The sequence below is a fragment of the Nocardia sp. NPDC055029 genome, from assembly GCF_053608525.1.
On the sequence record NZ_JBSGVQ010000011.1, the window covers coordinates 1 to 23,360 of the forward strand.

Sequence of the window (23,360 nt, forward strand, 5' to 3'; positions counted from 1 at the left end):
GTGCCGGTGCGTAGGCGACGAAGGAGCAAGCACCGGTGCCTGATCGGCGGGACAGGAGGGGCCGCGACTCGAGCGCGCCAGCGCTCCAATTACTCCGCGCCGATGATGAAGGCTTCGAGCTGGGTGCGGGCGACGTCGTCGGCGATCTGCTCCGGCGGGGACTTCATCAGGTAGGCCGAGGCCGGGATGACGGGTCCGCCGATGCCGCGGTCCTTGGCGATCTTGGCCGCGCGGACGGCGTCGATGATGATGCCCGCCGAGTTCGGCGAGTCCCACACCTCGAGCTTGTACTCCAGGTTCAGCGGGGCGTCACCGAAGGCACGGCCCTCGAGACGGACGTAGGCCCACTTGCGGTCGTCGAGCCACTCCACGTAGTCCGAGGGACCGATGTGGACGTTGCGGTCGTGGACCTTGCCCGCGAGCGAACCGGTGAGGTTCGACGTCACGGCCTGGGTCTTGGAGACCTTCTTCGACTCCAGCCGATCACGCTCGAGCATGTTCTTGAAGTCCATGTTGCCGCCGACATTGAGCTGGTAGGTGCGGTCGAGCACCACGCCGCGGTCCTCGAACAGCTTGGCCATCACGCGGTGGGTGATGGTCGCGCCGACCTGGGACTTGATGTCGTCACCGACGATCGGAACGCCGGCGTCGACGAACTTCTGCGCCCAGACCGGGTCGGAGGCGATGAACACCGGCAGCGCGTTGACGAAGGCGACATTCGCGTCGATGGCGCACTGCGCGTAGAACTTGTCGGCCTCTTCCGAGCCGACGGGCAGGTAGGAGACCAGGACGTCGACCTGGGCGTCCTTGAGCGCCTTCACGACGTCGACCGCCGGGGCCTCGGACTGCTCGATGGTCAGCGCGTAGTACTTGCCGATGCCGTCGAGGGTCGGGCCCCGCTGGACCGTGACGTCGGTGGGCGGCACGTCGGAGATCTTGATCGTGTTGTTCTCGCTGGCGAAGATCGCCTCGGCCAGGTCGAAGCCGACCTTCTTGGCGTCGACGTCGAACGCGGCGACGAACTTCACGTCCTTGACGTGATAGGGACCGAACTTGACGTGCATGAGGCCGGGAACCGTGGAGTTCTCATCGGCATCCTTGTAGTACTGCACGCCCTGCACCAGCGACGATGCGCAGTTGCCCACACCGACGATCGCGACGCGAACCTCGCCGGACCCAACCTTGTTGACATCACTCATGGCCGCTCTTTCCCTCTTTCTGTGGTGCCGCCTTCGTCGATTGCTCCGCCGCAATCAACTCGTTGAGCCAGCGCACTTCGCGCTCGCTTGATTCCAATCCGAGCTGGTGGAGCTGACGGGTGTAGCGATCCAGCGAGCCGCTGGCCTTCTTGATCGCTTCCCGCAGTCCCTCTCGGCGCTCCTCGACCTGACGCCGCCGGCCCTCCAGGATCCGCATCCTCGCCTCGGCGGGGGTGCGGCTGAAGAAGGCCAGGTGAACGCCGAAGCCGTCATCGGTGTAGTTCTGCGGACCGGTGTCGGCGAGGAGTTCGTTGAACCGTTCCCGCCCGACCGGCGTGAGCCGGTAGACGCGGCGCGCACGGCGCGCGATCGCGCCCTCCGGAAGCTCCTCCGCGATCAGCCCGTCGGCCTGCATTCTGCGCAGCGTCGGGTAGAGCGAACCGTAGGAGAAGGCCCGGAACGCTCCGAGCAGGCCCGTCAGCCGCTTACGCAGCTCGTAACCGTGCATGGGCGCGTCGAGGAGCAGGCCGAGAATCGCCAATTCGAGCACTTGCCGACCTCACTCCCTGACTATGTCGGCCTGACAGACCGAACGGACCTAACCGATGGATGCGACTTCCAACTATATCGGAGCGATATAACAAGACATAGTCGAATGACGCACATCACTGCGTTGACGGTGGTGAGAACCCCTGGTCAGCGATATCGAGCAGCCGAGGCTGCCAGGGGAAATGCCGATCTCGGATCAGGCGGGGCTGACGAATATCGGTTCGCCGCCGAGCGTGATCGCGAGGTATCCGCTCTGGTTGGCCTCGTTCTCGACGTGGATGCGGATTTCGGGCTCGGCGTCCTTGCCCCCGGCGGACGGGTATTCGACCAGGACGTGCGAGACCCAGCCGCGGGGAACCCGGGTGGTCTGGGGCGCGCCTGCCAGCAGCTGCGCGTAGCGGGTCAGGTCGATGGCGGCCAGGTCGAACGTGCGGGTGCCGGGTTGGCGCTCGCCCTGGGAACCCCATGGTTCGAAATCGCCACGGTAGATGAGCTCGGACTTCCGGCCCGGCTTCCCCGAATCACGTTCGACCACGGCGTGTTCCGGGTGCAGGCTCACCTCGTCGACGACGGTTGTGCCGAACTCGGCGCGGTAGTCGGCGATGAAATACGCGAGACCGTTGGCGGTGGTGAGGTCGGGAACATCGTCGAGGACGAAGTCGATCACGGTGCGGCCGAGCAGACCGGCACCGACGCCGAGCAGGCCGGCCATGGCTACCGCGCCGAGCGGAATCCACCAGCGTCGCGGCGCGCGGGGGATGCCGCGGGCGATCGGGGTGGCGGCCATGCTCGCCGGGACCTGGAGATCGTCGACGAGGCGGTCGAGTTTCCGGAAGGTTTCGGCGCGCATGGCGGCAGCGGTGCGGGTCTCGTGTTCGGCGGCGGCGAGTTGGCCGTCGGCGAGGGCGGCGTCGAGGAGGGCGCAGACGTCGGCGCGGTCGGTGTCGCGGGCGCGAAGATCGCTCGACTCGGTCTTGGTCTTCATCGCGGTGTCATTTCTGGTTCGGGTGGGTCTGCAGCACTTCGCCCGACAGCGCGAGCACCTGGTACCCCGACTGGGAGACCTCGTTGCCGACATGGATCGTGATCACGGGCCGTCCGGTCGAGCGGTCGTTCGCGATGCTGAAGTGGCTGACCTTTCCGTCCGGTACCCGCAGGGTCGTCGCGGCGTTCGTGAGCGCCGCACCGAGGGCATCGGTGTTCACCTGGGCCAGGTCGATCGCGACGGCATCGCGTTGACGGGTGGTGATCTGACTGTTCGGCCGAGCGAAGCCACCGCGATAGTTGTAGTCAACGGTCCAGTTGGCCTTGCCGGGCGCGACCCGCGTCACCGAGCCGTTGTTCTCGTGCAGAACCAGCTGGTCGACGAGGGTGTCGGCGAATGTGGCGCGGTAGTCGTCGCGGAACTGAAGGAAACCCACAAGGGTGGTCAGCGGCGGGGTGAAGATCACCCGTGGCGAAGCCGCGTCGTAGTTGACGGCGACGACCGGCGGCGGGTCGCCGTCGCGGATCGCCACGGCGAATCCGGCGATCGCCACCGCCAGGGCGACGGCGACGGTCGCGACCAGGAACGTGTTCCGCGCAGGCGGCTCGGTCGGCGGGGCAGGCCGCTGCTGCAGTTCCGCCACCAAGTCGGCGAGGTCACCCAAAGTTCGTGCGGTGTTGGCCAATTCGGACATCACGGCATGTTCTTCGGCGTCGAGCTGGCCGTCCGCGCGCGCCGCGTCGAGCGCCTCCCCCGCGGCGGCGCGATCGATATCGCGCGCCCTGATGCGGGACGGGTACGTGCCGGAAGGCTTGCGCCCGAAGCGTTTGCGCGCGACCGTCGGCGGTCCACCGAAAACAGCGGGTGCCTGCAGGTCGGCGGTCAATCGTGCCAGGTCGCCCAGTGTTCGCGCGGTCCCGGCGCGCGCCGATCGGTCGTGGTACTCGTCGGCGCCGAGCTGGCCCTCGGCATAGGCCGCGTCAAGCATGGTCGACGCCTGTGCGCGATCGATATCACGCGCCCTCGTCACGGAATCGGGGCCGCCACCGGCCCGCTCGGAAACAGCCATTGCCCTGGTACGCCTCACCTGCAAAAACACCCGGGTCAACCCCGATATCGGGAATGTACGGGGAGTGAACGGATCCAGTGGTGCCACCGGCACCGGGATTCAAACCCAGCTACTCTGGTGATCGTGCGAATTCAGCGGCAGGTGGTCGACTATGCGCTCCGGCGCAGGTCGCTGCTGGCTGACGTCTACGCGGGCAGGGTCGGTGTCGCCGAGGTGTGCGACGCGAATCCGTACCTGCTCCGGGCCGCCAAGTTCCATGGCCGGGGCAGCGAAGTCACCTGCCCGATCTGCCGGAAAGAGCAGCTGACCTTGGTTTCGTGGGTGTACGGCGACGGGCTCGGCCAGGTGGCCGGTTCCGCGCGGACACCCGAGGAGCTGGTCAGGATGGCAGAGTCGAACGAGGAATTCTCGGTGCATGTCGTCGAGGTGTGCCGCTCATGCAGCTGGAACCATCTGGTGCAGTCGTATGTGCTCGGCTCCGCCCCTGCGCCGGCCCGCCGCCGGACGAGTTCGCGAGCGGGGCGGCGCTCTGCGGCCGAGTGATGGGGCGGCGCAATGATGGAGCCGCCGAGTGATGGTGGCCACCGCATGACGTGCCGCTGTTCGGGGTGCAAGGTATCCGCGCCGGTTGTCCGGCGCGGATGTCGTGTGCCGGTTGAACCTTACAAGTTATGGAGATCTGGTCAGTGAGTTCGCCCTACGAGTCCTCCCCCTTCGGCGATGATCCGCAGCGCGGCCGTCCGGCTCGGGGTTCACAGCCGGGTCTCCCTCCGCAGCCGGGTGACCGGCCTGCCCCGCCGCCGCGTCGCCCGATGCCGCCCGCAGGCCCCGGCCAGCAGGGCGGACGTGGCCCGGTGCCCGGTGGACGTGGTCCGCAGGGCGGGCCGCCGCCGAATCGGCAGGGTCCGCCGCCGGGCGGCATGCCGCCACGTCGGCAGGGTCCGCCACCCCAGCGACCGGCCGGTCCGCAGGGTGGACCGGGAGCGCCGGGTCAGGGCAGGCCGCCGCAGGGCAGGCAAGCCCAGCCGGGTCGGCCGGTGCCGCCGCCCGCCGCAGGCGCCACCCAGAAACTTCCGCGCCCAGGGCGTGACGAGACCGCGCGGGCGGCTCACCCCGACGCGACCAGACCCGTCCGCGGCGCCGACGACGTGAACCGGCCGCGGACCGGTCCGTCGGCCACGACCGCGCGCCCCGGCGCCGGTCGCCGTCCCGGCGGTCCGGCCACCGGTGAGCGCAGGGCCACCGGCACTGGCGGCACGCCGCCGCCGACCGGACCGCGTAACCGCCGCGACGGTGGCGGTGGCGACGACGGCTCCGGTAAGGGTGGTGCGTTGCGGAAGATGCCGTGGCGGGCCATTCGCCGGACCATGTACGTGCTGATGGCCCTGGCCATCGTTGTGCCGAGCGCGGTGTTCCTCGTCGCCTACACGGCGGTCTCGGTGCCCAAGCCGGGCGACCTGGAGACCAACCAGGTCGCGACGATCTTCGCCAGCGACGGCAGCACCGAGCTCAGCCGGGTGGTCCCGCCGCAGGGCAACCGCACCGAGGTCTCGATCGATCAGATCCCGCCGCACGTGCGCAATGCCGTGATCGCCGCCGAGGACCGCGACTTCTACACCAACCCGGGCTTCTCGGTGTCGGGCTTCGCGCGCGCGGCCCGCGACAACGTCCTCGGCAAGGAAAGCGCCGGTGGTGGCTCCACGATCACCCAGCAGTACGTGAAGAACGCGCTGGTCGGTGACGAGCGCTCGATGCAGCGCAAGATGCACGAGCTGGTGATCTCGGCCAAGATGGCCCGCCAGTGGAGCAAGGAAGACATCCTGGCCGCCTACCTGAACACGATCTACTTCGGTCGTGGCGCGTACGGCATCGATGCCGCCGCCAAGTCGTACTTCGGTAAGCCGGTGCAGGAGCTGACCGTGGCCGAGGGCGCGGTGCTCGCCGCGACCATCCAGCTGCCCTCGCTGCTCGATCCGGAGAAGAACCCCGAGGGCGCCAAGACGCGCTGGGGCTACGTGCTCGACGGCATGGTCGCCGGCGGCAACCTGCAGACGGCCGAGCGGTCGTCGATGCAGTACCCGCAGGTGGTCTCCCTGGCCTCGCTCGGCGAGAACAACGAGGACGAGGGCCCGGGCGGCCTGGTGAAGAACCAGGTGCTCAAGGAGCTGTCCTCGGCGGGCATCAGCGAGCAGCAGCTCAACACCGAGGGCCTGCAGATCACCACGACGATCGATCCGAAGGCGCAGGAGGCCGCGGTCAACGCCGCGCGGTCCAAGCTGGAGGGCGAGCCGGAGAACCTGCGGACCGCGGTGGTCTCGATCGACCCGCGCACCGGCGCGGTGCGCGCCTACTACGGCGGTGAGGACGGCCAGGGCTTCGACTTCGCCAACGCGGGTCTGCCGACGGGCTCCTCCTTCAAGGTGATCGGCCTGGCCGCGAACCTCGAGCTGGGCATCCCGCTCTCACAGCTGTACGACAGCTCGCCGATCACCGTCAACGGCATCAAGATCGGCAATGTCGAGGGCGAGCAATGCGGCATGTGCACCATCGCCGAGGCGCTCAAGCGGTCGCTGAACACCAGCTTCTACCGCATGCAGCTGGACATGCAGAACGGCCCGCAGAAGGTCGCCGACATGGGCCACAAGCTCGGTATCCCCGAGGAACTGCCCGGCATCGGCGCCACCCTGACCGAGCCGAACGGCGCGGGCCCGAACAACGGCGTCATCCTCGGCCAGTACCAGTCGCGTCCGCTGGACATGGCCTCGGCCTACGCCACGCTCGCCGCCTCCGGCATGTACCACGCGCCGCACTTCGTGCAGCGGGTTGTGACCGCCGACGGTCAGGTGCTGCTCGATCGCGGCGAGCCCGCCGGTGAGCAGCGGGTGAGCGCGGCGGTGGCCGACAACGTCACCGCGGCGATGAAGCCGATCGCGGCGTACTCGCGCAACCACAACCTGGCCGGTGGCCGGGAGTCGGCCGCCAAGACCGGTACCCACCAGCTCGGCGACACCGGCAACAACCGCGACGCCTGGATGGTCGGCTACACCCCGTCGCTGTCGACCGCGGTGTGGGTCGGCACCGAGCAGGGTGATCCGCTGCGCAACTACGGCGGCGGCAGCATCTACGGTTCGGGTCTGCCGTCGGACATCTGGAAGGCGACGATGGACGGCGCGCTGTCCGGCACGTCGAACGAGTCGTTCCCCAAGCCCGCCCCGATCAAGGGCCAGGCCGGTGTGCCGGAATGGTCGGCGCCCTACACGGCACCGTCGACCACCGCGCCGACCTTCGCCCCGCCGGTGATCGTGCCCTCGCAGGTCGAGGTCTTCCCCGGCATCCGGATCCCGGTGCCCGGTGTGCAGCAGCCCGCCGGACAGCAGCCGTCGCAGCAGGCGCCGGAGACGACGACCGGCCCGCTGCCGGGTCAGCCGACCGCGCCCGCGGACGGTTCGCCGCCGACCAACGGCAACGGCACCGGTAACGGCGGTGGCACCAGGCCAGGTACGGGCGGTACGAACAACGGCAACGAGAGTGGCGGGGGAACCACACCGACCAGATCCCGGTAGCCACCGGTAGCCTCGGATGTCGTGACCGATCAGCAGCTCGCGGACCAGCCGGCGTCGAGTGGTACCCGGCCGGGCCGCGGAGTGCAGTACGTCGCGCCCGCCCAGCTCGCCCCCGACCTGCGCTCGATCGATGCGCGAGATAAGCCGAGCCGCAACGATTCGCTGACCGCGCAGCTGTCGACGGTGATCGGCGGCCCGGTCGGCGATCACGCGCTGATCGGCCGGGTGCGGTTCTGGACGCCGCTGCGGGTGATGTTCGCCTTCACCGTGGCGTTCCTCGCGCTCGGCTGGTTCGCGAAGGCGGGCTGCATCCAGCAGACCGGCGACGGCGCTGGCGGCCTCATGCTGGACTGGAACAACGGCCGCCAGTACGTGGCCATGTGCTACTCCGACACGGTGCCGCTCTACGGCGCGGAACGGCTCAACGAGGGCGCGTTCCCGTACAAGAAGTCCTGGACCGAGTCGACCCCCGACGGCGGCACCGAGACCAGATACATGGAGTATCCGGTGCTTTCGGGCCTGTACCAGTACGCGGCGATGCAGATCGGCAATGTCTGGGATCACCTGCCGCTGCCCGGCGCGCTGTCGGTGGTCGTGTATTTCAATGTCGTCGCGCTCGGTCTGGCGATGGGCTGGCTGATCACCGTGTGGGCGTCCTCGCGACTAGCCGGGCGGCGCGTCTGGGACGCGGCGCTGATCGCGGTATCGCCCTTGGTGATCGTGCACGCGTTCACCAATTTCGACGCGCTGGCAACGGCTTTCGCGGCCACCGGCCTGCTGGCCTGGGCGCGGCGCAAACCGGTACTCGCCGGTGTGCTGCTCGGTCTCGGCGGCGCGGCGAAGCTGTATCCGCTGCTGCTGCTCGGGCCGATTCTGGTGCTGTGCCTGCGCGCCGATCCGATGCAGCGGCTACCCGCCGCGCGGGCGGGCGTGCGGTTGCGTGACGTCGACAGCCTCCGCACGGCCCGCACCTGGCTGCGCGAAACCCCGGCCAGGACACAGTTCTTCGCGCTGCGCCCGCTCGGCGCGGCCACCCTCACCGTGCTCGCCGCGGCGGGCACCTGGATCGCGGTGAACCTGCCGATCGCCGTGCTGTACCCGGACGGCTGGCGGGAGTTCTTCCGGCTCAATACCACCCGGCACGCCGACCCGGATTCGATCTACAACGTGATCACCTCGTTCACCGGGTGGGGCGGTTTCGACGGGCCGCTCGAACACGGCCAGCCGCCGGCCGTGCTGAACACCGTCTCGCTGCTGCTGTTCCTGACGGCCTGCGCCGGCATCGCCTACCTGGCGCTGACCGCGGCACGGCGCCCGCGGGTCGCGCAGCTGTGCTTCCTGGTCGTCGCCGCGTTCCTGGTGACGAACAAGGTGTGGAGCCCGCAGTACTCGCTGTGGCTGGTGCCGCTGGCGGTGCTCGCTCTGCCGCATCGGCGAATCCTGCTGACCTGGATGACAATCGACGCGCTGGTCTGGGTACCGCGCATGTACTACTACCTCGGCGAGGACGCCAAGGGCCTGCCCGAGCAGTGGTTCACCGGCACCGTCGTGCTGCGCGACCTCGCCGTCCTCGGCCTGTGCGCGCTGATCGTCCACGAGATCCTGCGCCCGCAAGACGACCTGGTGCGCCGCGACTTCGTCGACGACCCGGCGGGCGGAATCCTCGACCGCGCACCCGACCCACTCCTGCCGTGGCTGCCACAATTCCTGCGTCCCAAGCAGGCCTGCACGAGCACGCGGCCCGCGTCGATGGTCGACTGAGCGCTACATCCGCAGGTAGCGGGCCTGGAGTTCGGGTTCGGCCGGGAGCATGTCGAGGTCGAGTTCCCAGGCGTTTCCGGTCCACGGGTCGAACAGCGGGGTGCCGGGCATGGTGGGCAGGTGCCTGCACGACTGGGAGAGCAGCGACAGCGGGCCGTCACCGAAGTCGGCGCCGCCGCTGCCGACGATCACCAGCGACAGCCCGATCAGATCGCCGCGCACCATCAGCTGACCAAGGTGCACCACATCGGTGGCCTGGTAGCCGTGCGGGAAATCGGCGGCGACCAGGATCCGGTGCTCGGACGGCGGCACGGCTTGCCCACTGTTGTAAGCGATGTCGGCGAGCTCGGCCGCGTGCGCCAGTGCGCCGAGGCGCGCCGGGATGTCGGCGTGGTCGACGATGACCGGACCGGCGAGCAGCGGGGCGAGCGGGGCGGCGAGCCCGCGCAGGCCACCGGTGAGATCGATCAGGTCGACCCGGGTCGGCTTGTCCGGCAGGGCAGCGACCAGCCGGGCCACCAGCGCGCCGACCACGCGGGACGCGGCCCCGCTCGACTCGGTGTCGACCCACAGCGGCCGGTTCAGCGGCACCGGAACGCAATACGGCACGCGCAGCTCACCGCGGTCGTGCGCGTACAGCTCGCCGAGCCGGATGCCGTCGCTGCGTGCGGCTTTCGTGGTCCAGGCCGGCGCGAGCCAGGAGGCGAGCGCGGCGGGCATGACGGAGTCGGCCTCGGCGATCTCGCGACCGAGATGGTCGCTGTCGCGCCGATGATCCGAATCGGCGATGCCGACCAGCTCGTCGTGCCTGCGCTGCGCCTCGGCGCGGGCCGCGTCGGCGGCCGGGGTGTTGCGGGTCGCCGGGTTCGAGACCGCGTCGGAGAGCTCCTGATCCAGTCGCTTGGCGGCGTAGTCGCGAGCCGAGACCAGTGCGGCCGCGGAACGGGCCGCGTCCTCGAAGATCATCCACATCCGCTGCAAACCGTGGTCGACCTCGAGCGGGATGCCCGGCGCACCGGCGGGCCGCTCGGCCGTCACGGTCGGCGCGGCGGCCTCCGGTGACGCGGGAGCGGCCACGCCGTGGGCGGGCAGCAGCTGCGCCGCCCCGCCGTCATACCCCTGACCGAGCGCGCGCAGCTTCCAGCCACCACCGCGGCGGTACACCTCGAAGCAGATCAGCGCGCTCTCTCCCGCGGTGGGCGAGATCACGAATTCGGATGTGGGCGTGCCGTTCTCGGCCAGCGTCGCGGTGACGGTGCCGAGCACATGCCCGGCGGTGACGAACAGGAGCACGGCATGCGCGTCCGACCTGACCTGCGGCAGTGCGATCTCCACCGCGCCGCCGGCGAAGGTGACGCCGGGAGCGCCGGGCCGCGACGCGCACACATGATCGTGCTCGTCGCGCACCCGCAGATCCTCGCCGACCACCAGCGCACCGAGATCGACGGTGCCTGCGGTGTGCGCGGTGAAACGCACGGTGTCGGCGGTCAGCGCGGTGTTCTGGCCCGCCTTCAGGTGAATCACGTTGTCAGCCTTGCTCTTGTCCGTACTTGCCTAGTCCCTGCCGAGGAACCGGCCGAGCTGCGGCACGGCCTCACCGGGATGCTTGGCCTGGAAGCCCTCGCCCAGCGCCTGCATCTTCCAGTCGCCGCCGACCCGATACACCTTGGCCATCGCCATCGCCGTGAACGGCATGCCGCCGGCGAGGGTGTAGCGCGCGAGTTCGCCGTTGGTGGTGCCATCGATCAAGCGGCAGAACGCGTTCTGCACCTGCTCGAAGGTGTGCCCCTTGTAGGAGGTGACGATGAACAGCAGCGTGGAGATGTGCGCGGGGATCCTGGTCAGATCCACCAGGATCATCTCGTCGTCGCCCTCGCCCTCGCCGGTCAGGTTGTCGCCCTGGTGGCGCACCGAGCCGTCCTTGGACGACAGCTGACCGTAGTAGGCGACGTCGACGAGATTCTGGTCGGCGAACAGGCAGACCGAGGCGTCCAGGTCGATGTCGACCGTGCGGTTGCCGAACATGCCGCGCGTGCGCACCGGGTCCCAGCCAAGGCCCATCTTGACGAAGGTGAGCGCGGCGCCGCCTTCCTTGCGGAGGGTGACTCGCTGCCCCTTCTGCAGGCTGACCGGGCGATCCTTGCTCAGGCTGACCTCACCGGCCTGCTGCGGCGGGGCGGCCTGCGCGGGCGGCGGGTAACCGGGGCCGGGACCGGGCGGCGGCGGGTAACCGGCAGCGGGCGGCTGCTGCGCCGGGCCGGGCGGCGGCGGGTAGCCACCACCGGGCGGGGCGTAGGCGGGCGCTGGCTGCTGCGGGTAGCTCGGCGCGGACTGCGCCGGGTACGCGGGCGGCGCCTGCTGGGGCGCCGGCTGCGGCGGCGCGGCCTGCGGCGCGGCGGCGGGCGCTGGCGAATCGTCCACCTGCACACCGTGATCGGTGACCAGCGCGGCGAAACCACCGGCGTAGCCCTGGCCGACGGCGCGCACCTTCCAGCTGCCCTGACGGCGGTACAGCTCGAGCGCGATCACGATCGACTCCGCGTTCAGCCCGTCGATCCGGTACTCGAACAGCCGATTACCGGCGGCGTCGGAGACGATCGCGGTCGGCGGGGCGGACCGGCCGAAGTTGCTCGTGGCGTCGTCGAGGGTGATCACCGCGCGGATCTGGTCGATGTCGGCGGGTACCGCGGGCAGCGAAACCGCCAGGGACGCAGGCTGGCCCGCGGGCCCGGGGCGCAGATCGACGCCGGGCCCACTCGGCTGGTTGTAGAAGACGAAATCGGCATCGGTGCGGACCTTGCCCTGCTCGGTCACGAGCAGCGCGGACAGATCGGCCGGTGCCGTGAGCTGAAGCGAGATCACCACGTCACTGACGGCCAGTGGACCGTTCTGGCCCTTGGCGAGTGTTGCAGACAAGTTCGACCCTTCGCTTGTCGGTGCGGTCGCCTGTCACTCTACGAGAAAGCGAGCGCGAGCGTCCGCGCTCCGGAGCCACCGCGCGTGCCCGATCGATCGGTTAGGGTGACCACGCAGTAGGTATCGGGCATTCCACCCGCCTGTCCAGAGGGGACTCCAGGGCCGTCATGGCGCAGCTGTTCGAACAATCGAAGAAGGTGATCGAGGCCCATCTCGCGGGGACGAGTATCCGCGCGATCTCCGGCTCGATGGTCGCCTACGAAGGCAATGTGCAATTCAAATCGGCCGGTTTCGGCGGCGGCGAGGGCGTGCTTTCGGGCCTCAAGCGCCGCGCCACCGGCGAGAAGCTGTCGCTGATGGAATGCAGCGGCAACGGCAGGGTGTTCTTCGCCGTGAACGGCCAGAACGTCACCGTGGTCGACCTGAACAACGAGACGTTGCAGGTCGAGTCGCAGCAGCTGCTCGCCTTCGCGGGCAATCTGCGCACGGATGTGCGGTTCGCCGGTGTCGGCGGGATGTCGGCGGGCAGCGGCCTGTTCACCACCACCGTCAGCGGGCAGGGCCAGGTGGCGCTGCTGTCGGCCGGTGGTCCGCTGATCCATCTCGAGGTCTCGCCGCAGTATCCGCTGATCGTGGATCCGGACGCGTTCGTCGCGGCGCGCGGCAACCTCAACCAGTCCTTCGTCACTGATGTCTCCTGGCGCACGATGGTCGGCCAGGACGCGGGCGAGGCCTTCTCGCTGCGGTGGGACGGCCAGGGTGTCGTGCTGATCCAGCCGGCGGAACGGTAGGAAGCGGCGATGTTCGAGAAGGTCAACGGCAAGGTCGTCAAGGTCGATGTCGGGCAGGCGGGCGGCGTCGTCGCCCGGACCGGCGCGATGCTGTTCTACCAGGGTCAGGTCGCGTTCGCGCCGCACCAGATTCCCGGCGCCGGGCCAGGGATGGGCGGCGGCGGACTGATGCGGATGGCGGGCGCCATGATGGCGGGCGAGCACGAGCGCACCATGCTGGCGCGCGGAAACGGCGTCGTCCATTACGGATTCGCCGGGCTCGAGGTACACGTGGTGCACATGCAGCCCGGAGCGGTGCTGCGCGCCGAGGCCTCGCGACTGCTGGCCAACAGCGCGGGTCTGCAGGCCTCGGTCGTCTCGGTGGCCAGTTCCGGTGGTGGCGGCGGCGGTGGCGGCCTGATGGGCGCGCTGCGCGGCGCGGCCGCCGGTGTCGCGACCGGCCAGGGCATGTTCACCACCCAGCTCAGCGGACAGGGTTCCGCGGTACTGCTTGCCCACGGCGGTTTCCTGGAACTGCAAGTGGGCGGGCCGAATCCGGTGGTCGTCGACCCGCAGGCGTTCGTCGCCGCCTACGGCAATGTGCAGACCGAACTCAAGGCGGCGATGAGCTGGCGCGACGCGGTCGGCCGCGGCGCGGGCGAGGCGATGCAATTGCATTGCCATGGACAGGGTGTCGTGTACGTGCAGGCCTCCGAAGAGAAGTTGTGAGCCGATGAGCCAGATCCATTCCCCGATGACTCTCGGTGCCAGCGACAACATTCCGGGCAACAGCTACGCCTACTGCATCGACCTGACCGGCCCGTGGTTCATGCGCAAGGGCGCGATGATCGCCTACTACGGCCAGATCCAGTTCCAAATGCTCACCCACGGCCTGCAGGGCAACCTCATGCACATGGTGAGCAGCCAGTTCTCGGCGCCGCTGTTCGCCGGTGAGTACGTGGTGGCCGAGGGCCACGGCAAGCTGATCATCGGCGACCGCGGCTACGACATCAATTCCTACGATCTCGAGGACGGCAACCTCACCATCCGCGGCGCCAACCTGCTCGCCTTCGAGCCGGGCCTGGCGCTCAAGCAGTCGATCGTTCCCGGCTTCCTCACCCTGATCGGCACCGGCAAGTTCCTCGCCTCCTCCAACGGCCCGGTCATGTTCGCCGAGCCCCCCTTGCGCGTCGACCCCGAAGCACTCGTCGGCTGGGCCGACTGCCCCTCCCCCAGCCACCACTACGACCAGGGCTGGATCGGCAGCTTCCTGGCGGCCGGTGCGGCCAGGATGGGCGCCAACTCGGGCGAGGAGCGCCAGTTCGACTTCACCGGCGCCGGCACCGTGCTCATCCAGTCCTCGGAAAAGGTGATGAGCGACAACGCGCTGGTCAGGACCATCGAAGGTCAGCTGCAGAGCGGTATCACCGTGGGCGGATTGCAACGGATCCACGGGGTCGTCCAGCAGCAGCTCGCCGGTCAGCAGCAGCACTACTGAGCGAGCCCTTCGGGCGGGCGGGCAAATTCTGAAACGAGTACGCTCCAAAAGCTGACGGTGGGTGCGGGAGTGCCGTTACGGTGGGGGCCGCCGAGAGTATGAGTCGGCGGTTGCTCGATCAGAGGAGGGGGCGCAGTGCAGCGTCGCAGCATTCGACGGGTCGTGGCGGCGGTGCTGTGCGCTGTCGCCGCGTCGATCGTTACCGGTATCCCCGTGTCCGCGGCGCCTGTCGGTGCGCCCGGCGTCACTCTCGGCGCCGTGACCTCGCCGGATGGGTCCTTCATCGAGCGGATGGAGGTCACCGATGCGCGGCATCTGCGGCTGTTCGTGCATTCGGCCGCGATGAATCAGACGTTCCCGGTCGACGTTCAGCGGCCGGCCGATACCGCTACCCCGAAACCGGCGCTGTATCTGCTCAACGGTGCGGGTGGCGGGGTGGACCGTGCCTCGTGGCAGCTGCGGACCGATGCGCTGGACTTCCTGTCCGACAAGGACGTCAACGTCGTGCAGATCATCGGCGGGGCGTGGACGTTCTACACCGACTGGGTCAAGCCCGATCCGGTGCTCGGGGTGAACAAGTGGCAGACCTATATCGCCGAGGAGCTGCCGCCGCTGATCGACGCGGCGCTCGGCACCAATGGGGTCAATGCCATTGCGGGCCTGTCGATGTCGGGTATCCCCGTGCTGAACCTGGCCATCGCCAAGCCGGGGCTGTTCCGCAGTGCGGCGGTCTACAGCGGACTCACCCAGGTGAGTGATCCGGCGGGTCAGCAGGCGGTGAAGCTGACCGTCGAGCTGTACGGCGGCGGTGATGCCGAGAACATGTGGGGGCCGGTCGGTGGGCCGCTGTGGGCGGCCAACGATCCGCTGGTCAATGCCGAGAAGCTGCGCGGTACGCATCTTTTCGTCTCCACCGGCACCGGAATCCCTGGCATTCACGATCAGCCCGGTGGGCCGTTCCGGATGGAGAAGCCCGCCGATACACCCAAGACCGTGGCCCTCGGCGCGCTGATCGAGGGTGCGATCTTCGTGTCCTCACACAATCTGCAGGCGCGGCTGGACCAGCTCGGCATTCCCGGCACCTTCGTCTACCGCGATACCGGTACCCACTCGTGGGGCTACTGGCAGGACGATCTCAAGACGTCGTGGCCGGTGCTGGCGAAGGGACTGTTCCCTCAGCCTTGATTCCGACAACCCCGGGTGCTCCTGCGGCACCCGGGGTTTCGGTTCTCAGGCCGCGTCGCCCACAGTCAGCGCGGCGCGCTCGAGGGCGTCGTGGAACCACTCCAGGATCTCCACCCCCGCGAGGATGCCCGCTGACTCGGTGACGGTGAGGTTCGCGCTGGTGAAGTTCAGCTCCTCCAGTTCACCGTGCCGGGGACGGATCGCCGCGTCGGCCGAGGTCAGCATCGGGGCGTCCAGCGCGCCGTCGCCCGCGGTGAACAGCTCTGCGTCCTCGGACAGTTCACCGGATTCCACCAATCGGCGGCGGACCTCGGCGACGGCAAAGCTCTTGCAGACCGCGTCGGGCATCGTGTAGATCTTGCGACCCTGCTGCGAGGCCGACCAGCCCTGCGTGCGGCACCACGCGTCCCATTCGGCGAGGAAGCCCTCCGGGACCGCGTCGGGCCGGACCACCAGGTAGCAGAACAGGTCGTCGGCCTCCCGGTACTTGGTGACCCAGGAATCATCGATACGGGAACGCCATTCCGCTCCGACCTCGGCGAGGGTGGCACCGGTGGCGCGCACCTGATCGTCGATCGCGGTGCGCCAGGTCGGATCGGGCAGGCCGTCGACCAGGATGTTGCCACCATTGCTGGTGATGGCGTAGCGCCACGGCGCGCCGGGCAGGTCGATCCGCTGGAACTGTTCGATCGTGCGGGTCGTCGTCGGGATCACCGGCGCGAGGGCGGCGAGCGCACCGAGCCGTTCCACGGCGGTGGTGGTCATGTACGACAGCGGCTCGCCCTCGTAGTACTCCACACACTGCTTCGCTACGGCGTCGGCGCCACCGAACCCGTTGCGCGAGAAGATCATCGTGCGATCGAGATCGGTGGCGAACAGCGCGTCGGCGGTCACTGGTCCAGCTCCTTGATCAGGCCCATGCAGGAGTAGGCCAGGTCGGGGACCACCTCCACCGGGACACTGCGCGCCGCGGCGAGCAGGCGGATGTGCGCGTGCTCGGGAGCGTCGGCTTCCCGGACCAGCACCCGCCACGGTACCCGGCGCAGCAGTACGCGGGTGGTCTCGCCGACGCCCGGCTTCACGAAATTCACTGTCGCGACGCCATATTCGGCACGCACCCGCTCCACCGAGGCCCAGCCCGACCAGTCGGGGGTGCGATCGGAGTCCCGGATCGCGGCGACCGCGGCGGGGACCTGATCGCGAATGGTCTCGAAGGCGGCGGTCACGGCGTCGAGCAGCTGGTTGGAGACATCGGCGTCGGCGAGCTCACGATAGAACTTGGCGCCGTGGAACTCACCGGGTCCGATCAGGGTGTCGTTGAGGACGGTGCGCGAGACCAGCCCCGAGACCGTGGAATTCAGGCACGCGGAGGCGATCAGGAAGTCGTCGCGGGTGCCGTAGGTGCGCACGGAGTTGCCGGGATCGGCGAGCACGACCAGCTCGTCGTTGAACCGGGCGCCACCGGCGGCGTGGTAGGCGTCGAGCGCCTCGGTGAGCTCGCGGGTGATGGCGCCCTTGCCGGTCCAGCCGTCGACGAACACGATCGTGGACGGATCGTGGTGATGAGCAAGGTAATCCAAGGCCACGGCATCGATACCGCGATCACGCACGATCGACACCGCGTAGTGCGGCACGGTCAGGCTCGGACGACCCACACCGCTGCGCAGCCAGCGCCGCATGAGCACGCCGACCGGAGTACCCGCCCTGGCCAGCGAGACCAGCACGATGTCCTCACCGCGTTCGGCGACAACGAGCTCGGCCACCGTGGCCACCGCCAGTGCCAGCCGTTCCGCGCTGTCGGCCAGCACGCGGTCGAACAGTTCGCGGTACTCGGCGTCGGGCTGGTACTCGACCGGCAGGGATTCGGCGTAGTGGGCGACACCCGCCTGGATCCGCCGCTCGCGTTCGGCGACATCGGCTTCCAGGTCAGCGCCGGAGAGATCCTTCAGCAGCCACGACACCTCGTCAGCCGCATAGGAACCGAAGTCGGGACCGTGCAACGCCCGGGGATAGGTGCGGCCGGGATCAGCCTCGTCGGCCCGTGAGCCGGACACGGCGACCTCATCGCGAGTCGACCGCCCGGCCGATGCCGCCTCCGTACCGTGCGCTGTCACGTCCGGGCGCGCAGTGTCCGGCCCGGCGACGCCCGCGGTCGACTCGTCGGTGCGATCCGCGTGCAGGGTGCGCGGATCCGCGCCGGGAAGCACCGCGATCAGCACGTCGGCGCCCGAAGCGGTGAGCACGTCGACCAGACCGTCGGGGGAAACGAGTTCGTCGGTGTCGGCGGGCGGGTCGATGACGACCAGCAGCACCGGCGCCGTATCGCCGTCGGTCCACTGCGCGTTGTACAGGTAGCGCTGAGCGGTCGCGTCCGGCTCGGGTGCGTGGAAGCGGAAGCCACGGCGCAGCGGGTAGCCCGGCTCGTCGAGTACGTAAGCCGGTGAGCGCGTGGTTGTCTGGAAGCGGGTGAGCGTCCCCGATTCCGCCAGCTCGGCAGCGAGCCGCAGCGGCAGGTACATCAATTCCTCGTGACCGAGCACGATCACGGGACGACCGGCGAACTCGGCATCGAGGCGCGAGTGCACCTCGTCGGTGGCGGCTTTCAGCGCGATATCGAACGCCGCGACATCGGAGTTCAGAATGCCGTGTCTGCCGCCTTCGGGAACGTCAGCGGGCCAAGTTAATTCGATCCGTCCGAACGAACCACGCTGCGCCGCCATCGGATTGAGCTCCGGTTCCGGCATCGCGGTGACCGTGTCGATCAGGCCATCGGGCAGCTCGGTACGGCCGGAAGCCAGGCACACGGTGTCGATGCGCGCACCGAGTTCGGCGGCGAACGCTTCGAACTTGGCGCGGTCGGCGGCGGTGCGCATGTCGACCAGCGAGGCGAGCACGTAGTGAGAGCGGGGCGCGAACGCGTGCAGCGCGCGGACCGCGTCGATGGCGGTGTCACCGGTGGAGATCTCGTCGTCGACCAGCACCAGTGGCAGATCGTTGACGAAGATGTCGGCGGGCGCGGGTTGCAGCAGGTGCGAGGTGGCGTGTGAATGCCCCTCCTCGAACCCGGTCAGGGTGGTGGCGCTCTCGACCTGGCGGCGCGTCGAGTGCAGGTAGCAGCCCGCACCGATACGCGCGGCTACGCAGTGCCCCAAACCCGTTGCGGTCTCGGCGAATCCGAGCACAACCGGCTCACGCTCACCGAGTTTCTCGCGCACCAGGTCGCCGAGGCGATTGCCCGCGCCGATCACGACGCGCGGATCGGTCGGCAGATGCTTGCCGAGCACGGTCGACACCAGCAGGTGCGCCCGCCGCGGATTACGCCGCAGCCCCGGCTGGACCAGCGCGGCGATCGAGAGCTCACCGGGCAGCGCGTCCTCGGCCGCCGACGCGGTGAACGACTCACCATGCCGCAGTTGAATACCCAGATTTTGCGTCGCCCACGGTATTTCGATGTCGAGTCCGAACACGCTCATTCGGCGATCATCGCTGTCAGCAAATCCACGAAGGACACTCCCTTGTTCGCGACCCCGAACGCACGAGCCCGGACCAGCGTCTGGCGGGCCCAACTGCGGTGCGGGCGCATCTCGTTCATCTTGTTGCGGTATTCCGAGGCCGCGACGCCGCCGACGTCGGCCTCCATGATGTGCAGCGCGTCGGCGTACTCCTCGTGGGTCACCACCGACAGCGCGTGCACGGCGGCCACGTGCGAGGGGTGGATCACCGTCTTGCCCTGGATGCCGTTGGCGCGGTCGAGGGTGATCTCGCGCAGCAGGCCGTCGAGGTCCCGGCTGACCAGGTACTGGCGGAACGGCACCGCGTCGGACTCCTCGAACGGCGCGGTCCGCAGCAGCGGCCGGAACATCCGCTCGTGATCGGCGAAGTACTCCCACACCGGCCCGGTGATGATGAAACCGGTGCCGTCGGCGCGGCCGAGGTAGTTGACGATGTCGGCGATCACGTCGGCGACCACGCGCACGTCGTAGATCGTGAGATCGCGGTCGCGGCGGATGCCGAAGGTCGAGCACATGTCGGTGGCGCCGATCCGGACCGCGAGCAGCTGGTCTCGGTGTTCGCCGAGTAAGTCCGCGATGCGGGAGAGCTGCTCGTCGCGGGTCTGGCGATGCACCAGGCTCGCCGATTCGAGCACCGGCATGCCGTAGACCGGGCGATCCAGCCTGCGCCGCGCGTCGGCGAGCGCGGCCAGGTAGGCGGGCCCGGTGACGGCGTCGAACTTGGGGAAGACGAAGCCGGTGAGCACATCGGCGCCCGGCCCGAGCTGGTCGACCAGCTCGGTGACGGTCTGCGGGTCGCGGACCCGGATGAACAGCATCGGGTTCGGATCCTCGCTGCGGGCGAGCAGATCCAGCGTCGCGACGGCGTGCTCCTTGGCCGCCTCCACCTGATGGTCGGCGACGGCGTCCTCGAGGTCGATCACCATCGAGCACACGCCGCGCGCCGCGCGCCGCGCGATGGTGGCGGCCAGGTCGGGGCGGGTCGCGGGCACATACAGCGTCGCGCCGAGCGCGGTGGCCAGCAGCTCCCGGTCGTCGGCATCGACGATCGGCTCCGGCTCGCGGAGGAACAGCTCACGGGCTCTCGGCCCGTGCAATTGCCGGAAGTGGCGCAGCGGAACCTGCTTACGCAGGCAGATCTCCGGCGCGACCGCGTACCCCGCTGTCATCATGTCCTGTGCATTCCTAAGTCCTGTCGGTTCCTACGTGTTTTCTGATGCGTTCGACCACTCCGGCGATGAACGCCGCGACGGTGTCCAGTTCGGAAACATATGCCCAATAGTCTGGATGACGACCCGTCAGTCCGGAATTGATGCGGTCGAGGCGTTCGGCTTGGGCATCGAGCACCGACCCCCACTCGCCGACCAGGCCTCGGTCGACCGCGAGCATCTGCGCGTCCCGCAGCCGGAATCGTACGGTGCGGGCGTGCGCGTCGGGGTCGGCACGCACCTCGCGCAACAGTTCGAGGCGCCGGGTGACGGCGTCGACCAACTGCTCGGCCTCGGCGAGGTGCTGGCGCGCGGTGGCGGTCAGGTCAAGGGCGGTCTCCGGGTCGTGATCGGCAGCCGCGACACGCGCGCCTACCAGCGCCGCGTCCGCGGCGTCGATGCCGCGCCGGCTTTCCCGCTCATTGTTGGTCAAGTCCGCCGAACTCGCAGCGCTGAACTCGCGCAACAGCGCCGAGTACGCGGGGCCGAGGCCACTCGCGCGGTTGCGGACAGCGGCCAGCCGGGTCGTCACCGACGCGATCGCCTTCGCCGCCGCCGAAGCGCGAGAAGGGGCCTGCGCCAACGCATCCGACAATTCCGCCGTCGCCTGCTGCACCGCCGCCGCGGCCGTGCGCGCGGCGGCGACGGAGGTCTGCGGATCGGCCGAGGACGCTGTGATCAGATCCTCATTCAGCCGCCTTACACCTGCCGCGATCGAGGGGTAGCTCGCATACCCCGACGACGCGGCGGCGGCGAGCACCTGCTCGGCCTCGGCCCGCACGTGCGCCAGCAGCTGTGGCACCGCCGATCGCACCCGCGCCGCTTCCTCCAGGCCGCTGCGATGGGAGTGATAGAACTCGTCGACCCCGCGCGCCGCGTCGGTGAGCTGACGCACCAGCGCATCCGCCCTGGCAGGCCCGTCCGCGACCGGGCTGCCCGTGGCTTCGGCGGTGTCGAGCTCTTCGGTGAGACTCAGATACGCACCGGCGGCGGCGTAGCACCGCGCGCGCACCGGCTCCCAGATCGCGCCGATCCGGCGGTCGGGGAAGACCTGTTCGCTGGCCACCACGCCCGCCTCCGCCGCCGTCTGCCGATGATCCATATCGAGGAAGGCGGACGACGTGGCCGCCCTTGCCCCACTGATCCACTCATGATCGGCCCCCGATCTGAACCATCCGCGTCTGCGAGGTGTCACCGGCACGTCCCCTTTCCGAACCGCGCGGCGACCCGACCACGCACAGTCCCGATGGTAGGAGATTCCCCGCGTTAACCAGGGCTGCTGCTCGTTCCTACGCAAGTTCCGCGAAACCTATTACTGTCGTAGCGGTACCCGGCGATTCGGACATGCTGGGAAACGACACACCGGACTAACCGAAGGGATTCCCGCATGGGTGTCAGTCTGTCCAAGGGCGGCAATGTCTCGCTGACCAAAGAGGCTCCGAACCTGACCGCGGTCGCGGTCGGCCTCGGCTGGGACGTGCGCACCACCACCGGCACCGACTTCGACCTCGACGCCAGCGCGATCGCGACCGGCGCCGACAAGAAGGTTGTCTCGGACAAGCACTTCGTGTTCTTCAACAACCTGAAGTCCCCCGAAGGCGCCATCGAGCACGCCGGCGACAACACCACCGGTGAGGGCGAGGGCGACGACGAGGTCATCAATGTCGACCTGGCCAACACCCCGCCGACCATCGAGAGCATCTTCTTCCCCGTCTCGATCTACGACGCGGAGACCCGCTCGCAGTCGTTCGGCCAGGTGCGCAACGCCTACATCCGCGTCGTCGACCGGGCCAACGGCACCGAGCTCGCCCGCTACGACCTGTCCGAGGACGCCTCGACCGAGACCGCTATGGTCTTCGGCGAGCTGTACCGCAACGGTGCCGAATGGAAGTTCCGTGCCATCGGGCAGGGCTACGCCTCCGGCCTCGCCGGTATCGCACGCGACTACGGCGTCAACGTCTAGTCACCATCGCGAACAGGGGGCTCGACTGACCGGGCCCCCTGTCCGTGTGACACAGAAAGGTCCCTCCGCGTGATTACGCGCATATTCGGCCTGTCCGTCGCCGTCACGGTGTTATCGCTGGTCGTCGCCTTCCTCTACGGAGGTCCGACCGCCCTCGCACTGTGCGCGATCCTCGGCATTCTCGAGGTGTCGCTGTCGTTCGACAACGCCGTCATCAACGCCACCGTCCTGCAGCGGATGAGCGAGTTCTGGCAGCGGATCTTCCTGACCATCGGTGTCGTCATCGCCGTGTTCGGCATGCGCTTGGTGTTCCCGCTGGCCATCGTGTGGATCACCGCCGGGCTCGGTCCGATCGAGGCGTTCGACCTGGCCCTCAACCCGCCCCCCGACGACGCACCGTACTTCCCTGACGGCAGCCCCAGCTACGAAACCTTGCTGACCGACGCGCACCCGCAGATCGCGGCGTTCGGCGGCATGTTCCTCGCGCTGCTGTTCCTGAACTTCATCTTCGAAGAGCGCGAGATCACCTGGCTGAGCTGGCTGGAGAAGCCGCTGGCCAGGGCGGGCAAGCTCGACATGCTGTCGGTGGTCGTGGCAGGCACTGGCCTGATCCTCACCGCCGAGTTCCTGGCCAAGGAAGAGGACCGGTCGACCGTGCTGGTCGCGGGTCTGCTCGGCATGATCGTCTACATCGCGGTCGACGGCCTCGGCTCGATGTTCCACACCGAGGACCTGGAAAACGCCGCTTCGGGCCCGTCCGGTCTGGTGAAGGCGACCGGTAAGGCCGCGTTCTTCCTGTTCCTGTACCTCGAGGTGCTCGACGCGTCGTTCTCCTTCGACGGCGTGATCGGCGCGTTCGCGATCACCTCCGACCCGATCATCATCGCGCTGGGCCTCGGCTTCATCGGCGCGATGTTCGTCCGGTCGATCACGGTGTACCTGGTCCGTCAGGGCACGCTCTCGGAGTACGTGTACCTCGAGCACGGCGCGCACTGGGCGATCGGCGCGCTGGCGGCGATCCTGCTGATCTCGATCGGCGTGCACGTCGACGAGCTGATCACCGGCCTCGTCGGCGTGGCGTTCATCGGCGCGGCGTTCATCTCGAGCATCCTGCGCAACCGCAAGGACGAGCCGGACGCGGTGGACGAGTCCAAGGAAGCCGCACCGGTCAGCTGATCGGCG

19 protein-coding genes are annotated in these 23,360 nt (G+C 68.9%); 9 read left to right on the forward strand and 10 right to left on the reverse strand.

The annotated features are described in order from the left end of the window. Nucleotides 1–89: 89 nt before the first annotated feature. From ACWF9G_RS12630 to ACWF9G_RS12645, 4 genes are all read right to left on the reverse strand, one after another. Nucleotides 90–1,199, reverse strand: a complete 1,110-nt coding sequence (locus tag ACWF9G_RS12630) for an inositol-3-phosphate synthase (RefSeq protein WP_379311336.1) — start codon at nucleotides 1,197–1,199, stop codon at nucleotides 90–92. After that, nucleotides 1,192–1,749, reverse strand: a complete 558-nt coding sequence (locus tag ACWF9G_RS12635; protein ID WP_071930941.1) for a PadR family transcriptional regulator — start codon at nucleotides 1,747–1,749, stop codon at nucleotides 1,192–1,194. Before ACWF9G_RS12635 ends, ACWF9G_RS12630 begins: the two co-directional genes overlap by 8 nt. A 195-nt stretch (nucleotides 1,750–1,944) precedes the next feature. Then, nucleotides 1,945–2,733, reverse strand: a complete 789-nt coding sequence (locus ACWF9G_RS12640) for a DUF1707 SHOCT-like domain-containing protein (RefSeq protein ID WP_452515269.1) — start codon at nucleotides 2,731–2,733, stop codon at nucleotides 1,945–1,947. A 7-nt stretch (nucleotides 2,734–2,740) separates the two neighbouring features. Further along, nucleotides 2,741–3,802: a DUF1707 SHOCT-like domain-containing protein gene (locus ACWF9G_RS12645; protein WP_452515271.1), complete on the reverse strand. Its 1,062-nt coding sequence runs from the start codon at nucleotides 3,800–3,802 to the stop codon at nucleotides 2,741–2,743. A 123-nt stretch (nucleotides 3,803–3,925) separates the two neighbouring features. Here ACWF9G_RS12645 and ACWF9G_RS12650 point away from each other — a divergent pair, with 123 nt between their 5' ends. The 3 genes from ACWF9G_RS12650 to ACWF9G_RS12660 all read left to right on the forward strand — a co-directional run bounded on the left by ACWF9G_RS12650 (nucleotide 3,926) and on the right by ACWF9G_RS12660 (nucleotide 9,126). After that, nucleotides 3,926–4,345 carry a DUF5318 domain-containing protein gene (locus ACWF9G_RS12650; protein WP_189031475.1) on the forward strand — a complete coding sequence of 140 codons (420 nt, stop codon included), beginning with the start codon at nucleotides 3,926–3,928 and terminating at the stop codon, nucleotides 4,343–4,345. 797 nt (nucleotides 4,346–5,142) lie between these two features. Next, nucleotides 5,143–7,365, forward strand: coding sequence for a transglycosylase domain-containing protein (locus ACWF9G_RS12655; RefSeq protein ID WP_379306842.1), 2,223 nt, complete (start codon nucleotides 5,143–5,145; stop codon nucleotides 7,363–7,365). A gap of 81 nt (nucleotides 7,366–7,446) precedes the next feature. Next, on the forward strand, nucleotides 7,447–9,126 hold the full coding sequence (locus ACWF9G_RS12660; RefSeq protein ID WP_452515434.1) for a glycosyltransferase family 87 protein: 1,680 nt from the start codon (nucleotides 7,447–7,449) through the stop codon (nucleotides 9,124–9,126). A gap of 3 nt (nucleotides 9,127–9,129) precedes the next feature. Here ACWF9G_RS12660 and ACWF9G_RS12665 read toward each other — a convergent pair whose 3' ends face one another. Then, the gene (locus tag ACWF9G_RS12665; RefSeq protein ID WP_452515273.1) at nucleotides 9,130–10,650 is read right to left on the reverse strand and encodes a TerD family protein; all 1,521 of its coding nucleotides are present in this window, start codon (nucleotides 10,648–10,650) and stop codon (nucleotides 9,130–9,132) included. A 30-nt stretch (nucleotides 10,651–10,680) separates the two neighbouring features. Continuing rightward, nucleotides 10,681–12,042, reverse strand: coding sequence for a TerD family protein (locus ACWF9G_RS12670; RefSeq protein WP_452515275.1), 1,362 nt, complete (start codon nucleotides 12,040–12,042; stop codon nucleotides 10,681–10,683). A gap of 167 nt (nucleotides 12,043–12,209) precedes the next feature. On the opposite strand from ACWF9G_RS12670, the gene ACWF9G_RS12675 reads away from it, so the two are divergent. The 4 genes from ACWF9G_RS12675 (at nucleotide 12,210) to ACWF9G_RS12690 (ending at nucleotide 15,495) form a co-directional block, all read left to right on the forward strand. Further along, a complete protein-coding gene (locus ACWF9G_RS12675; protein ID WP_379306727.1) occupies nucleotides 12,210–12,833 on the forward strand; it encodes an AIM24 family protein in 624 nt (207 codons plus the stop codon). A 9-nt stretch (nucleotides 12,834–12,842) separates the two neighbouring features. After that, on the forward strand, nucleotides 12,843–13,541 hold the full coding sequence (locus ACWF9G_RS12680; RefSeq protein WP_379306729.1) for an AIM24 family protein: 699 nt from the start codon (nucleotides 12,843–12,845) through the stop codon (nucleotides 13,539–13,541). Nucleotides 13,542–13,545: 4 nt separating this feature from the next. After that, nucleotides 13,546–14,310: an AIM24 family protein gene (locus ACWF9G_RS12685; RefSeq protein WP_379306731.1), complete on the forward strand. Its 765-nt coding sequence runs from the start codon at nucleotides 13,546–13,548 to the stop codon at nucleotides 14,308–14,310. A gap of 135 nt (nucleotides 14,311–14,445) precedes the next feature. Further along, a complete protein-coding gene (locus tag ACWF9G_RS12690) occupies nucleotides 14,446–15,495 on the forward strand; it encodes an alpha/beta hydrolase (protein ID WP_452515278.1) in 1,050 nt (349 codons plus the stop codon). Nucleotides 15,496–15,540: 45 nt separating this feature from the next. Here the strand turns inward: ACWF9G_RS12690 and ACWF9G_RS12695 are convergent, their stop codons facing one another. Genes ACWF9G_RS12695 through ACWF9G_RS12710 form a run of 4 tightly spaced genes read right to left on the reverse strand, consistent with a single transcriptional unit; the run spans nucleotide 15,541 to nucleotide 21,317 of the window. Beyond that, nucleotides 15,541–16,347 (reverse strand): HAD family hydrolase, encoded by an 807-nt coding sequence (locus tag ACWF9G_RS12695; protein WP_452515436.1) that lies wholly within the window; start codon nucleotides 16,345–16,347, stop codon nucleotides 15,541–15,543. A gap of 38 nt (nucleotides 16,348–16,385) precedes the next feature. Further along, nucleotides 16,386–18,968 carry a phosphoribosyltransferase gene (locus tag ACWF9G_RS12700; protein WP_452515280.1) on the reverse strand — a complete coding sequence of 861 codons (2,583 nt, stop codon included), beginning with the start codon at nucleotides 18,966–18,968 and terminating at the stop codon, nucleotides 16,386–16,388. After that, nucleotides 18,965–20,176: an HpcH/HpaI aldolase/citrate lyase family protein gene (locus ACWF9G_RS12705; protein ID WP_379306848.1), complete on the reverse strand. Its 1,212-nt coding sequence runs from the start codon at nucleotides 20,174–20,176 to the stop codon at nucleotides 18,965–18,967. The genes ACWF9G_RS12700 and ACWF9G_RS12705 overlap by 4 nt, the downstream gene beginning before the upstream one ends. Nucleotides 20,177–20,192: 16 nt before the next feature. Continuing rightward, nucleotides 20,193–21,317, reverse strand: coding sequence for a hypothetical protein (locus ACWF9G_RS12710; RefSeq protein WP_452515281.1), 1,125 nt, complete (start codon nucleotides 21,315–21,317; stop codon nucleotides 20,193–20,195). A 285-nt stretch (nucleotides 21,318–21,602) separates the two neighbouring features. On the opposite strand from ACWF9G_RS12710, the gene ACWF9G_RS12715 reads away from it, so the two are divergent. Continuing rightward, the gene (locus ACWF9G_RS12715) at nucleotides 21,603–22,178 is read left to right on the forward strand and encodes a TerD family protein (RefSeq protein WP_019049996.1); all 576 of its coding nucleotides are present in this window, start codon (nucleotides 21,603–21,605) and stop codon (nucleotides 22,176–22,178) included. A gap of 69 nt (nucleotides 22,179–22,247) precedes the next feature. Then, on the forward strand, nucleotides 22,248–23,354 hold the full coding sequence (locus ACWF9G_RS12720) for a DUF475 domain-containing protein (RefSeq protein WP_452515283.1): 1,107 nt from the start codon (nucleotides 22,248–22,250) through the stop codon (nucleotides 23,352–23,354). Nucleotides 23,355–23,360 lie beyond the last annotated feature (6 nt).

Bases quoted from the DNA above. Each gene is read 5' to 3' on its own strand.
- ACWF9G_RS12630 (WP_379311336.1), bottom strand. From the start codon at position 1,199: ATGAGTGATGTCAACAAGGTTGGGTCCGGCGAGGTTCGCGTCGCGATC.
- ACWF9G_RS12640 (WP_452515269.1), bottom strand. From the start codon at position 2,733: ATGAAGACCAAGACCGAGTCGAGCGATCTTCGCGCCCGCGACACCGAC.
- ACWF9G_RS12645 (WP_452515271.1), bottom strand. From the start codon at position 3,802: ATGGCTGTTTCCGAGCGGGCCGGTGGCGGCCCCGATTCCGTGACGAGG.
- ACWF9G_RS12655 (WP_379306842.1), top strand. From the start codon at position 5,143: ATGCCGTGGCGGGCCATTCGCCGGACCATGTACGTGCTGATGGCCCTG.
- ACWF9G_RS12675 (WP_379306727.1), top strand. From the start codon at position 12,210: ATGGCGCAGCTGTTCGAACAATCGAAGAAGGTGATCGAGGCCCATCTC.
- ACWF9G_RS12680 (WP_379306729.1), top strand. From the start codon at position 12,843: ATGTTCGAGAAGGTCAACGGCAAGGTCGTCAAGGTCGATGTCGGGCAG.
- ACWF9G_RS12685 (WP_379306731.1), top strand. From the start codon at position 13,546: ATGAGCCAGATCCATTCCCCGATGACTCTCGGTGCCAGCGACAACATT.
- ACWF9G_RS12695 (WP_452515436.1), bottom strand. From the start codon at position 16,347: ATGATCTTCTCGCGCAACGGGTTCGGTGGCGCCGACGCCGTAGCGAAG.
- ACWF9G_RS12700 (WP_452515280.1), bottom strand. From the start codon at position 18,968: ATGAGCGTGTTCGGACTCGACATCGAAATACCGTGGGCGACGCAAAAT.
- ACWF9G_RS12705 (WP_379306848.1), bottom strand. From the start codon at position 20,176: ATGACAGCGGGGTACGCGGTCGCGCCGGAGATCTGCCTGCGTAAGCAG.
- ACWF9G_RS12710 (WP_452515281.1), bottom strand. From the start codon at position 21,317: ATGGATCATCGGCAGACGGCGGCGGAGGCGGGCGTGGTGGCCAGCGAA.
- ACWF9G_RS12715 (WP_019049996.1), top strand. From the start codon at position 21,603: ATGGGTGTCAGTCTGTCCAAGGGCGGCAATGTCTCGCTGACCAAAGAG.